This window comes from Liquorilactobacillus sucicola DSM 21376 = JCM 15457 (assembly GCF_000612445.1).
GTDB classification, from domain to species: domain Bacteria; phylum Bacillota; class Bacilli; order Lactobacillales; family Lactobacillaceae; genus Liquorilactobacillus; species Liquorilactobacillus sucicola.
The window spans coordinates 405,352-418,091 of sequence record NZ_BALC01000002.1 but is presented as its reverse complement, the minus strand read 5'-3'; the positions used below and the strand labels follow the sequence as shown (position 1 = coordinate 418,091).

The window sequence follows — 12,740 nt, the reverse complement described above, 5'->3', positions numbered from 1 at the left end:
GGGCCCGAATCTAACCTAAAAAATACGATAAACTATACTGGAGGATATGCTTGTGACAACAACAGCTGCATTTGAATTTCTACTATCCGATGAACGGGAACGCTTGATTTATGGTGTCTTTAAACGACTTCATCTCACCCCGCTTCATCCCCAATATCAAGATTTTTTGCAAGAAAGCCGCATTATCTTCGTTGAGGCCTACCTTGCGTACCAGAAACGTCACCCAACCATGGAGAATGAACACGATCTAATGCTTTTCGCATACCAACGAATTCGTTGGCGTCTATTAGACATGCTGCGCAAGGAACAGCAGCATCGTTCTAACTGCCAAAGTATGGATAGCATGCTTAACGATGAGAGTGATGCACCGCTCAGTTTCGACTTGGCTGATCCCGCGACCCGTGATACGGAAGAAGAAACTGTGAACTGCGAACTCTACGAGCGTCTCTTACAAGAATGCACAGAAAATGAAGCCAAATATCTACGGGAAAGTTTCCTTTTTATGCGTCCAATTACGCAGATCGCGAAAATGCACGGTGTTTCACGCCAAAGTGTCTACAATTGGCGTACTGGTGTTCAACGAAAAGCAAAAATCATTTTTGCCGCAGATGACTCAGCTGCTAGCAAGTCATTATCGGCTTGATCAGAACTACCAAAAGTACAGCGAAGAATCTGTAGTAAAGTGACATTTTGCTGCAGATTTTTCGTATGTTTGGAGCATTAACTAATTAGAGTTTGTTTATAGCTATACATTTTTTAAATTTTTAAACGCTTAAAAGGCATTTATTTTAAAAATAAAGTTTATTTATGCATCTAGTTAGTGTAAAATTTGAGCATGATAATGAAAAAACGGTGATTTTTACGTTCTTTCTTCTAATCAAGCTATTATTTTTATAATGAGGTGGATCCTTTGACAAAAAAAGCAACTCCGACGCAGCAAGTGACCCTGCTAAGCATGATGCTGATGATCTTCACATCAACCTTTGCCTTCGACAATACTTCGATCGCATACTACACAATGGGCTATGCCGGTATCATCTGGTATATTCTTGCCGCACTGCTCTTCTTCGTTCCTTCTTCCCTGATGTTCGCCGAATTCGGTTCTGCGCTGCATCATGAAGCTGGCGGCGTTTATTCATGGCTGCAAAATTCTCTAGGCACTAAGTGGGCCTTCATTGGCGGTTTCGTCTGGATCGCTTCGTGGATTATTCTAATTGTTTCGACTGTTTCTAAGATCTGGATCATGCTGTCAACAACGCTTTCCGGTGCTGATCGAACTGGTCAATGGCACCTTCTTAACCTTGATTCGACGACAACACTGGGTCTGATCAGCATCCTCTTCTTCTGCACGATTACTTTTATATCAACTAGAGGTCTTGGTAAAGTCGTTCATCTAGCAGCGATCGGTGGGCTAGCAGCCGTTGCGATCACTGTCTTTTTCTTCGTCGTCAGTCTGGTTGTACTCGTTGCGAATCATTTTGAACTGGCGCAACCTGTTCACCTACCGCGCAGCCTCTTCGTTTCTCCGCGGAAAAACTACCAGTCACTGAGTCAGACAGTTTCTTTTGTTATCTTCGCGGTTTACGCCTACGCCGGGATCGAAGCCCTGGGCGGTGTTTCTGATCGCATGCGGAATGCCAAAAAGAACTTTGCAATTGCAATGGGCTTAGGAACTCTTGCAATCACCGCCGTCTATGCCCTCTTCATTTTTATGTGGGGCTTTTCAGCGAATTGGAGCAAGACTTTCAGTGATTCTTCTGTCAACCTTGGCAATACGACTTATGTTCTGATGAGTAATCTCGGTTATACACTGGCAGTCTCTCTGGGACTGGATAGCTTGGCTCCAACCTTCAGTTTCTGGTGTGCACGCTTTGCGGCTTTCATGATGCTGTTGAGCTACTGCGGTTCCTTTTTCGTAATCGCCTTCATGCCGATCAAATCATTTATCCTTGGAACACCTAAGGCGTTATGGCCGCGTTCACTGACTAAGCTCAACCGTCATCAGATGCCTGCCAATGCCATGTGGAGCCAAGCAGTTATTGTTTCAATCTTGCTGGCATTGACTTCATTTGGCGGCAAGACTGCTGTCAGTTTCTATAACGTGTTGACCTTGATGGATAATATCTCATCAACCTTGCCATACCTCTTCCTAGTAACGGCTTTTGCTCTTTACAAGTACAAAAATCCGCTCAAGAAGGACTTTATCTTCTTTAAGAGCAGTACGCTGACCTACTTGGTTGTTGGACTAACAGACATTCTGCTGCTTGTTGGTATTGGTGCGACCGTCGTTTCCTCTATCTCAGCTAACCAGTACTGGGATCTATTCCTCGAGATCGTCGGTCCAATTCTCTTCGGCCTGATCGGATATGCGCTGTACTTGATCTACAAACACAAAAATGCTTAGTTAATGAGCAATAGGAGTCTATAAGTAACTAGCCACTCTCGGGCATTAACCACATATTGCAAACGTAGAACAGCACAAATAGCACCTAACCGGTAAAGCACCTCTTATGACGGTTGGTGTTTTTTATTCTGCCACCACTTCTTGAAACTGCCGCAAGCTTCCGGCTTCGCTCCTCATAGCGTCTTTACATTCTCTACTTCTGTAATCTGTTTATATTGGCTAAGAAAGGTAACGATGAAGCTTAATTCTTCTTCTTTTTGAATAACAAAATTTAGTTTGAAGATCAGATTCTCAGAGTCATAGGCTAAGACGATTGCTTGGAGCTTCTTGACTTTCTGGTTTGCCAATTCATTGACAATCCTTTCCATCATAGCTGTATCTCCCTTTAGGTGTACGATCAATCGTCCTTCCAATGCCCCCGGCAGGCCATCTAAGAAATGGCGATGATGCAATAATACTTGAACCGCTAAAATCAATAATGTCGCGAAAAATCCTAATAAATGCATACCCGCTCCGATAGCTAGTCCAATAGCCGTCACGCACCAGATACTTGCTGAAGTAGTAAGGCCCTCAATTCCATGGCGATAAGTTAAAATCGCCCCAACTCCGATAAATCCAATGCTGCTGACAACCTGAGATGCCACCCTTGAAGGATCTAGATCAACCTGTGAGTAAGCCAACACATCAAAAAAAGCATACTTGGAAATTATCATCATCAACGCTGCACCAAGAGCAATCAGCATATGTGTCCTAATACCCGCTGATTTTAAACGGAGCTGTCGTTCATAACCAACTAGCCCACCGCATGCTACTGCCTCGATCAGTCTTAAAAAATAGTCCAGTTGCGTCTCCATCTTACCGCACGCCCCTTCCCTTCTGCGATGCATGGTCTATCTCATTCACACTAATATATAGAAGCTTTTATAAAAAAATACCCTCATATACCTGAGCTGACAGTTTCAACTATTGAAAAGTCGAGAATTATCTCGGTATCTCCCCTTTTTTATACTTACCGGCAAGTTGACTGTTTTCTTGAATCTTATGCCTAGGATAGCGTTTACCCTAAGCAGTGTCAAAAATGTTGTTTTAGTGAAAACAAAAAGGACTGGTTACCATTTCATCTGGCTCAGTCCTTCAATTCAACTTCTACATGTTGTATTGCAATAGTCACTTTTTTGTTTAAACTCGTATACACAAAATCTGTAACGCAATGGAACATTTTATATCAATTTCCAGACCAGCTAGTCAGTTCCAGTTAAATCATTTAGCTTCTGCTGATCTTCTGCTGAAATCGTAAAGTCCAATTCAGCGTTATTCTTGATATGCTCTTCGTGTGCAGCTTTTGGCAGTGGCAGAACGTCATTTTGCAACACGAATTTGATCGCCAACTGTGCCACACTGACATTATATTTAGCCGCAATTTTCTTGATAGCTGCGTTTTGCAGAATACCGCCGGTCGCTAGTGGTGAGTATGCTTCAACTAAGATATCATTTTCCTTGGCAAACTTGGTTATCTCTGGCTCAGTATAGCCAACAAAGTAACGAATCTGATCAACTGCCGGTTTAACCTCAGCCCGTGCCAAAATATTTTGCAGGTCGTGTACATTAAAGTTAGAAACACCGATTGCTCTGACCTTGCCACTAGCATAGATATCCTGCATTGCCTTCCAAACCTCAACGTTTTCCTTATCATAGTTAGCGCCCTTTTCAGCCCATGGCCATGGAGCGTGGACTAGATATAAATCAAGATAGCCAGCATTAAGCGTCTCCATCGTTGAGCGAAAATCCGCGATTGCACCATCATATGTCTTCGTTTCAGCGGGCAGCTTGGATGTCAGAAAAATATCTTCACGTTTAATACCCGAATCGCGAATGGCTTTCCCCACACTTTTTTCATTGCGATAAACCTTCGCAGTATCAATATGCCGGTAACCTGCCTTCAGAGCAGCTGCGACCGCATTATATGTTTGTTTCCCATCTGGGATCTGCCAGGTACCAAACCCAACCTTGGGAATCTTTACACCATTATTTAAAGTAAATGTATCAGTCAAAATCGACATAGAATTCCTCCTCTATACCTCTGTATTGTTCATACTTCATCGTTTGGCACCTATATTATGTCATTCAATTCATAAAATGACGAGTAAAGCGGCTTGAGCCTATAGGTGTGTCTGCAACCATTCTATGCTCCAACCAACTTTTTTAAGGCAGTACAAAGTCGGGAAAATTTTAGTACTAACTCGAAATTACGAACATAGCGAGCACTTTGCTATGAGTAATTCGAAGCTAGACGGAGAATTTTGACTTATGGAACACGTTTATACGAAATAAAAGAGAAGCGCCTAAAACACCTTAAAAGTTCCTCAATTTAGAATAATTACCAAAAACATCCCTGTTCACTTAATCGGACCAAACTTCTTTTGCTGTCTCAACAATTAATTGTATTTTTTCCATTGATCATCTTCTGTCAGGTGATTTCCTTCTTCAGTCGAAGCAAAACCGCACTGGGGGGACAGACACAAACTATCCAGTGGAACATATTGACTTGCAGCAGCAATTCTTTCTTTTAATAAAGCTTTATCTTCAAGCTCTGCTTTCTTGGTAGTAACCAGTCCGAGGACTACTCGTTGCGAGCGCCCATTAGCAGCGATTTTCTTTAAAGGTTCAAACCCACCTGAACGTTCATCATCGTATTCCAAGAAATAACCGTCAATATGCAGTTGCGCCAAATAATCTGCTACTGGATCGTAAGCACCAGCACCTGCCCAATTTGAATCGTAATTGCCACGGCAAACATGCATTGTTAGCACTAAATCATCTGGTTTATTATCTGCAATGGCATTTATTGCTTTGACTGCTGCCTCACATAATGGCTTTAATTCAGGATTAATAACATTTTTTGAAAAACTTGCCCACATTCCCCATGAAGTGTCGTCGATTTGGAGATAACGACAGCCCAGATCATAGAAATGCTGCACTGTCTGTTTGTAGACCTCGATCTCATCAGCTAAAAACGCCTCTAAATCATAATGATAATATTCATCATAAATTTCGGCATCTTTATTGGGGAAGAAAACAGAAGGACTCGGAATCGTCTGCTTCGCGACTACTCCATCGGGCACAATGCTGTTGAGATGTTCAAAACCTGCAAAAAAAGGATGCTCAGGATTATAGGTAAGCTTATTTTCGATCTTAATGCCGCCTCTTCTGGTCTCTTGCCCGTTAAAAACAAAACCATGATCCGGTTCAAAAAACTTTGCACCATTTAAACCATCAAAAAAGTCTAAGTGCCACCAACTGCGTCTAAACTCACCATCAGTTACATCTCTTAACCCTAATTCAACTTGTTTAGCAACAATTCGCTTTATTTCTTCATCCTCAATAGCAGTCAGTTTCGCACGTTCGAGATTACCTTGTTGAAAGGCTGCACGTGCTTGTTTTAATCTTTCTGGTCTTAAAAAGCTACCTGCAATATCATACCTGCTTGGATATTTTTTAACACTAGTTGCGTTTGTCATCAAAATCTCTCCTTTGTTTTTAATGCAAAAAAAGCCCTTGGAATAAGTAAAATTCCAAGGGCGAACAGAACTGGTCGCGGTACCACCTTTTTATTTGCCTAACTTGCATTAGACAACTCTGAGAGTATAGCAACAAGTACTGTACTCTGGTACATTAATGGGTACCAAACAACATTTTCTTACACTATGGCTCGAAAACGTACAGCTCCAAGACCATTTTCACCACTTAACTATCACTCATTTTCAGCAACACATGAGTTTTCTTAGCATAATTTTAGCAGCTACTCATCTTTTCATCGCATCACATTATTATTCTCTCACTGATTTAAAATTCTAGCTTCTGCTAAATAGTTTGTCAAGTTGTTATTTTCAAATCACTGCTTTTTGCTTTATTAAACTGTGGTCCTCATCTATTTTAAGCTGCACGGCATATACTAAATTGGGCTTACCACAAAATTGCCCATATTCAAACCCAGACTATATCTGGAATATGTGGTTAATTTCCAAACTACTGATACATTGTTTCCTATTCAAGAAAAACATTTAGCTCAAGGATTCTTTCTATTTACCTACTTAGGTCTATTTTTATCATCTTGCCGTTTAGTTAGTTAGCGTTTCCTAGAGCTGCTAAATCAACAATGCAACCTCACGTTGCGTACTCAGCATCTATAAGTGGCCTGAAGATATATTTACTTAGAACTATTTTAATGGATAATAAATTAAGTACTCAACAGGAGGTTAATACATAGTATGCAAAATATCTTTTCGCACCAATTAATAACATTGCGCCGGCGTAAAAATCTGTCGCAAAATGATCTCGCACGTAAACTCTATGTCTCACGCCAATCTATTTCAAAGTGGGAAAATGGTGAAACGGAACCTGGGATCGATAAATTGATCACTTTATCCGAAATTCTAGGCGTTGATTTGGATTTCTTGCTCTTAGGCAAGGAAAACCTTAACGATCTAATAATTAAAATTAGTGATTTAAAGAAATCATTCACGCAGCCTGTTTTGAATGGTATCACCTTGAATATCTATGGTAAAGACCGGATCGCATTGCTTGGAAGCAACGGTGCAGGTAAATCAACGCTTGCCAAAATGATCTATGGCGAACTGACGCCAGACAGCGGCAGCATCACAAGTCATGTCAATAATACAGATAGTTTAAACGTTATGCCTCAAGAAGATGTGCTGATGGGCGATCTGAAAGTAATTGAGCATGTTCAACTCGCCGCGTTGATCGATCAGGTTTATTCTAAAGCATTCATTGCACAAATGATCAGCAAATTTCGTTTAGAAAAACAAAAAAATACCTATGTCAGTAAGTTATCTGGCGGTCAAAAACGGCGTTTGTCATTATTGCTCGCCCTTTTGCGTGAATCTAAGCTGTTGCTGTTAGACGAACCAACTGTCGGCATGGATCTGAGTTCAATCGATTTTTTCTGGCGCTACTTAGACCACATCGGGGGCTGTGTTATCACGATCACGCATGATTTCAACCAAATCGACAAATATTTTTCACGTGTCTTATTGCTAAAAGACGGCAAAATAGCACAGGATGTTGCTGTTGACACGATTCACAGTCACAATCAAACCATTGAACAATGGTATCGGCAATATAATGATGGGGAGGCACAAATACAATGATCAGATGGATTCAACTAAAACAAGTTTTACGCAATCGGCGCTTCTTTTTCTTTACAATTCTAATTCCATGCTTCTGGTACTTATTCATGCTCAAACTCACGAACACAGATCAGCAGATTCCGTTAACAACAAAATATATCTGGTTTCTGGTTGCTTGTCTAATGGGGATCACAGGAAATTCGATCGTAACTTTCAGCAAGCGTATCAGTAATAGCAGCCGTTTCTATCGGCTTAAAGCCAACCTCTCCCACTATTCAATCTGGCATTTTATGGTCGATCAGCTTATTACACAGTTAGTTCTAAACGGTATGATTATGGCAATCATCGTTCTTGTGGGGCTAGCACTTGGAACACTCAGCTTGAATGCCGCATTATTGATTTCACTAATTCTTTTGATTGCTTTTGGTATCTATTACAGTATTATCGGTTTCGTCTTAGGTCTGACCATGGAAAGTGCAGTGCTGGATGCTGCCGGTGCACCGCTGATGTTTATTTCCGCGCTCTTTATTGTACCATTCAGCACATTCGCTAATAATAGTTTCGAACATTTTATAACTGCTATTCAAAAAGTATTCCCGGGTTATTATCTATACTCCATCGGCACACATTTGCTTGCACATGCTCCAATTGGTACCGAATTGACAAAGTTCTTCATTTCATTTTGTCTTACAACTCTTCCCTTCATTGGAATACTTTGGTTCAAGCTGATCAAGAAAGCGAGGTAAAGCAATGCTACAGCAACTGCATGATTTTATAAAAGAAAATTACGAGCAAGGAAACTTTTATTCATCTAAGGAACACCCTGAATACTATCGTCCTAAAACTTATAGCACAGGCCAAGAACAACGGGATACCCGCAGCGATTACTGTCTTGGCTATCAACAAGCCGTCCAAGATTACAATAGTAACCGCACATTTCGTCACTATCCCGCAAAAACAACTGCTTTAATCAACAAATTTTCTGACGGACGTATATCTGAAATCTCTGCATATATTGCAGGTTACAACGCCCTGAAGAAGGAAAAGTGCAACAGCGGTCGCAGACTTTAAGTGGTTTGAGCTATACAACAAATAGCTTATTGAAACATATTTGTTAAACTTAAATTCTAAGTGTTTATTTTTACCTTACTTGAACTGTTATAATAGTCAAAAAGATCTTGGTGGTGATTCAAACGGAAACAACTATTGGAAAAATATTATTGGACACACGTAAACGACAGCGGTTGACCCAAAAAGAAGTCAGCGCAGGTATCTGTTCCCAAGCAATGCTTTCAAGTATTGAGCATGATAAATACAGTCCAAACGTTGAGCTAGTCATCGCACTTTGCCAACGACTAGCACTCAGCCTTGAAAGCTTGAGCTTAGCGCAAAATTACGCTGTTTCAACGAAGGCAGATCTTAATAGCAGATTAGAGGTGTTGTGCAACGAGCATCGTTATACTGAAATGCTGCTATTTTTACAGTCGTCTGCCATACTGTCTGCCATTGAAACCCCTGCACAAACGCAGTCATATTACTATTATTTAGCCATAGCAGAATTTCAAGCCTCACGTCAAATTGAAAATGCCTATAAAGATCTCCAAATTGCATTGGCAGACCATAAAAGCGGAACACCTCTGAGTACGCTCGATCGCCTTTGTTTAGCCAGTCTGGCATTTTTCAAAAGCAGCACTGGCATGCAAAAAGAAAGTGAGCGCTTATATCAGCAAGGATTTGCTGAATTGAAAAATGCGCCTTATGCGCCTAATCTCAACATTCTCTATTACTTGTGTGCATTCTCTGCTTATCAAAATCAGAACTACAGAAAATGTGTGCAGCAATTAATAACGGGCATCGATTTCATTACAGCTCATGACTCACACTATATGCTTGCAAATAGTTACTATTTGATGGCTAAAGCAGCTCAAAAAATGGATGACACCAACAAAAAAGCTGAAGCTGAGCAAAGGTCTGCTGTTTTTAAGGACCTCTTCGCTGAAAAGATTTTTACCAAGTTCTAAAATATAAGAATTCTTATTTTTGCCAGCAACTTCTTTCAACTATGCTTAGATCATCAACTGAAAGGAGTTACATCATTATGAAAGAATTATTTACGAACCTAATCACTATCAACACTGCACCAGAGGTTATTCAAAACATTCTCAAAAATCCACAGCACTTGCTTGAATGGGTGCCGGAAATTCAGGTCGTTAACGCAGACCATAATCGCTTTGAGATCAAGCGTGATTCCTCTGCCCTCAACCAGCAGGAAGTTCTGACTATTGCCACGACTGCTGATAGCATTACCTACCATAGTACTGGCGGACGTTTAGCATATGATGCTCTCTTCAAGATAACCGCCACGGATCGTAAAACCATTGTTGAACAGACTTTGCTGCTTACGGACCAACCATCCTTGCCACTGCCAACAGGGATACTGGCTCCGATCGCAAAACATTCTTTCAAGCAGAATCTAAATGCATTAAAAAGATTAGCTGAAAGCATAGGTTACCAAGACTAAACCTTCGGCCGTTAGAACTTCATCATTAGAGGAGCATCCCAACGGACATTGTGTGCATTGTAAACATACCCACAGTAAAGATGGTTATATTAAGCTATTTATTTTAATAGCGTACCTGAATACTTCACAAACTCATAGGAGCTGGATCAAAAATAATTTTTGATCCAGCTCCTATGTTCATTTCGTATAAGCGTGTTCCATAAGTCAGGCTGTTACGCTTAACATTGGAATAGCTCCATCAGAAAAAGCACATCTTTTTCCAATGGAGCTATTTAAGTTAAGTAGCTTTTGCGCGTTTAATTAGCATTAAACAGTGGATCTTTCAACTAACTGAACATCTATAATAGTGTCCTCAGAATCCTCCGCATCATCATCTGTGTTGTTAATTGCATTTATTAAATGCTGGCTAGCCTGACTTGCAATCTGTGAAATATCCTGACGAATCGTTGTTAATTGGGGATAACAATACCTAGAAATTGGAGCATCATCGAAACCAATAATCTTTAAATCCCCAGGAATGCTAAGATGCAGATCTCTAGCTGCAATCATAATGTCTGCAGCTAGTGTATCGCTTGTCGCAAAAATTCCTAGCGGTAATTTATCTGCATTTATCAACTTGCGTAATTTATTTCTAATCTCCAATCTTCTATCATCTGAGCCTGCACGATAATCAGAGCTTAAGCTAATAATTGAACTATTATGCAGCTCCGCCCCCATTTTTTTCATTGTATCCTTAAAGCCGCGTATTCTATCCAAAATAGAAGAAGAATTCCTAGATACTTTGAAAAGAGTTGGCTGAGTTCCTGCTTTGAGCAACTCGGTTGTTGCGATTACCGCACCTTGATAATGATTTGAACTAACAAAAAGCGTTTTTTTTCCTTTAGGTTTTCTATCAATGCAAACAACAGGCATCGGGCGGCTAAGAATATTCGTATCAAAGGTTTTCTTACCAGAAATTACGATTAACCCATCTGTCAGTTTTGCCTCCAGCATTCGAATATATGCCTCTTCCTTATCAGAGTTTCTTCCCGTATCACAGATAATCGTGGAATAATTTTTCGAAAAAACTGATTCTCCATTTTTTCAACTAATGAGGAGAAGAATGTGTTCGATAGATCCGGTACAATGATCCCAATCGTGTTCGATCTTCTCATTCTCAAGCCCTTAGCAAGGGTGTTAGTCTGATAATTGTATTTTTTGATCGTTTTCAAAACACGTTGCCGCGTATCTTCCGAAAAACGACCATTATCATTAATAACTCTAGATACGGTTGAGACAGACACTCCACTTAATTTTGCGATTTCTTTGATTGACATTTTCTTGCCCATAGTCTACTCCCAAAATGATCATATTTTATATCAATGAGAGTGGAATACCACGTATGAAACTAAACAAGCCTAAATTAATTTTGATCAGAATATTTACCACTGTCATCGTGTACAATTCTATCAAATTTTTGCTCGTTGTGCTCATCTTCTGCAGCTAATTCGTCAATTCTGCGTTGATGCCGTCCGCCTTCAAATTCAGCATCAAGCCAAGCTTTGACAATCATCTTCGCGAGCTCTGATCCAACGACCCTTGAACCTAATGCAAGAACATTCGAATTGTTATGCCGCCGTGACAATTGTGCTGAGTATGGTTCACTCACACTTGCCGCACGAATACCAGGTACTTTATTTGCAGAAAGAGATATTCCGATCCCCGTTCCGCAAATAACAATTCCCAAATCATATTTGCCAGACGCAACCTCCTGTCCCACTTTTTTCCCATAAATCGGATAATCAGTACGTTCATCTGTATATGCGCCAAAATCATGAACTTCATAACCGAGAGATTGCACATATTCCATAATTGTTGGCTTTAATTCCAAACCAACATGATCAGATCCAAAAGCAATTTTTGTTTTTCCCATCACTTTATTCCCCCTTTAATTCACTAACAATATCTTTGTAGGATTTATTTTTTCCAAACAAAGAAGAAGTTCCAACAATAAAACCATCAACACCTAAATTAGACAGTTGCTCAATTTTTGACGGTGAGATTGCACCATCAACCATTAATTTAAAAGAATCTTTGTCCTTTTGATCAGCTAATCTCTTAATTTTTGGAATTACAAAATCCAAGAATTTCTGTCCAGCGAATCCAGGGTTTACAGTCATGACCAATACATAATCAACTAATGGCAAAAGCTCCTTAATTGACTCAATCGAAGTGCCTGGATTAATTGCAATCCCTGGGTGCATTCCCAACTCCTTAATTTCTAGCAAAGTGCTAGTGGGTACCTGATCTGCTTCGGGATGGATATAAATAATATCAGCACCAGCATTATAAAACATATGAATAAATCTTCGTGGATCTTGAACCATCAAGTGAACATCCATTGGAACAGAGGATAATTTTCTGACAGTTTGGTAGTCTTCCAATCCCAGTGCCATGTTTGGAACGAAATTACCATCCATAACGTCCATATGAAAAACATCCACATGGGCCCTTTCTAAGTTCTGAAGCTCAACTTTGATATTTGCGAAATCTGCACACATTAGTGAAGGACAAATTAAACGCTCCATTTTCATCAACCTCTTAAATTCTATATTTGAGAAATCGTTTGCTCAAATAAAACTATAGCATCTATTTTTTATCTCGTCAAATACCTTAATTCAAGTTTTTT

The 12,740-nt window shown here is 40.1% G+C and carries 13 protein-coding genes and 1 pseudogene; 7 read left to right on the top strand and 7 right to left on the bottom strand.

The annotated features are described in order from the left end of the window. The first annotated feature begins 52 nt into the window (after nucleotides 1-52). The gene (locus JCM15457_RS05240; RefSeq protein ID WP_034988274.1) at nucleotides 53-643 is read left to right on the top strand and encodes a sigma-70 RNA polymerase sigma factor region 4 domain-containing protein; all 591 of its coding nucleotides are present in this window, start codon (nucleotides 53-55) and stop codon (nucleotides 641-643) included. A gap of 258 nt (nucleotides 644-901) precedes the next feature. Continuing rightward, on the top strand, nucleotides 902-2,404 hold the full coding sequence (gene yjeM, locus JCM15457_RS05235; protein ID WP_268870106.1) for a glutamate/gamma-aminobutyrate family transporter YjeM: 1,503 nt from the start codon (nucleotides 902-904) through the stop codon (nucleotides 2,402-2,404). 173 nt (nucleotides 2,405-2,577) lie between these two features. Here yjeM and JCM15457_RS05230 read toward each other — a convergent pair whose 3' ends face one another. The 3 genes and pseudogenes from JCM15457_RS05230 to JCM15457_RS05220 all read right to left on the bottom strand — a co-directional run bounded on the left by JCM15457_RS05230 (nucleotide 2,578) and on the right by JCM15457_RS05220 (nucleotide 5,922). Continuing rightward, a complete protein-coding gene (locus tag JCM15457_RS05230) occupies nucleotides 2,578-3,258 on the bottom strand; it encodes an MgtC/SapB family protein (protein WP_034988272.1) in 681 nt (226 codons plus the stop codon). Between the two features lie 387 nt (nucleotides 3,259-3,645). Then, entirely contained in the window at nucleotides 3,646-4,464 is an 819-nt protein-coding gene (locus tag JCM15457_RS05225; protein ID WP_034988271.1) for an aldo/keto reductase, read from the bottom strand. 340 nt (nucleotides 4,465-4,804) lie between these two features. After that, a pseudogene (locus JCM15457_RS05220) lies at nucleotides 4,805-5,922 on the bottom strand (5-methyltetrahydropteroyltriglutamate--homocysteine S-methyltransferase). A 750-nt stretch (nucleotides 5,923-6,672) separates the two neighbouring features. On the opposite strand from JCM15457_RS05220, the gene JCM15457_RS05215 reads away from it, so the two are divergent. The 5 genes from JCM15457_RS05215 to JCM15457_RS05195 all read left to right on the top strand — a co-directional run bounded on the left by JCM15457_RS05215 (nucleotide 6,673) and on the right by JCM15457_RS05195 (nucleotide 10,072). Next, entirely contained in the window at nucleotides 6,673-7,572 is a 900-nt protein-coding gene (locus JCM15457_RS05215) for an XRE family transcriptional regulator (RefSeq protein WP_034988270.1), read from the top strand. After that, nucleotides 7,569-8,297, top strand: a complete 729-nt coding sequence (locus JCM15457_RS05210; RefSeq protein WP_034988269.1) for a hypothetical protein — start codon at nucleotides 7,569-7,571, stop codon at nucleotides 8,295-8,297. The genes JCM15457_RS05215 and JCM15457_RS05210 overlap by 4 nt, the downstream gene beginning before the upstream one ends. 4 nt (nucleotides 8,298-8,301) lie before the next feature. After that, nucleotides 8,302-8,622, top strand: coding sequence for a hypothetical protein (locus JCM15457_RS05205; protein ID WP_034988267.1), 321 nt, complete (start codon nucleotides 8,302-8,304; stop codon nucleotides 8,620-8,622). A 113-nt stretch (nucleotides 8,623-8,735) separates the two neighbouring features. Beyond that, nucleotides 8,736-9,572 carry a helix-turn-helix domain-containing protein gene (locus tag JCM15457_RS05200; protein ID WP_235725583.1) on the top strand — a complete coding sequence of 279 codons (837 nt, stop codon included), beginning with the start codon at nucleotides 8,736-8,738 and terminating at the stop codon, nucleotides 9,570-9,572. 77 nt (nucleotides 9,573-9,649) lie between these two features. Beyond that, on the top strand, nucleotides 9,650-10,072 hold the full coding sequence (locus JCM15457_RS05195) for a hypothetical protein (protein WP_034988266.1): 423 nt from the start codon (nucleotides 9,650-9,652) through the stop codon (nucleotides 10,070-10,072). Between the two features lie 306 nt (nucleotides 10,073-10,378). Here JCM15457_RS05195 and JCM15457_RS05190 read toward each other — a convergent pair whose 3' ends face one another. The 4 genes from JCM15457_RS05190 to rpe form a co-directional block, all read right to left on the bottom strand. Next, entirely contained in the window at nucleotides 10,379-11,071 is a 693-nt protein-coding gene (locus JCM15457_RS05190; protein WP_235725592.1) for a substrate-binding domain-containing protein, read from the bottom strand. Continuing rightward, on the bottom strand, nucleotides 11,047-11,400 hold the full coding sequence (locus JCM15457_RS11670) for a LacI family DNA-binding transcriptional regulator (RefSeq protein ID WP_051993298.1): 354 nt from the start codon (nucleotides 11,398-11,400) through the stop codon (nucleotides 11,047-11,049). The genes JCM15457_RS05190 and JCM15457_RS11670 overlap by 25 nt, the downstream gene beginning before the upstream one ends. A 74-nt stretch (nucleotides 11,401-11,474) precedes the next feature. After that, nucleotides 11,475-11,984 carry a ribose 5-phosphate isomerase B gene (gene rpiB, locus JCM15457_RS05185; protein WP_034988265.1) on the bottom strand — a complete coding sequence of 170 codons (510 nt, stop codon included), beginning with the start codon at nucleotides 11,982-11,984 and terminating at the stop codon, nucleotides 11,475-11,477. Between the two features lie 4 nt (nucleotides 11,985-11,988). Further along, nucleotides 11,989-12,639, bottom strand: coding sequence for a ribulose-phosphate 3-epimerase (gene rpe / locus JCM15457_RS05180; protein WP_034988264.1), 651 nt, complete (start codon nucleotides 12,637-12,639; stop codon nucleotides 11,989-11,991). Nucleotides 12,640-12,740 lie beyond the last annotated feature (101 nt).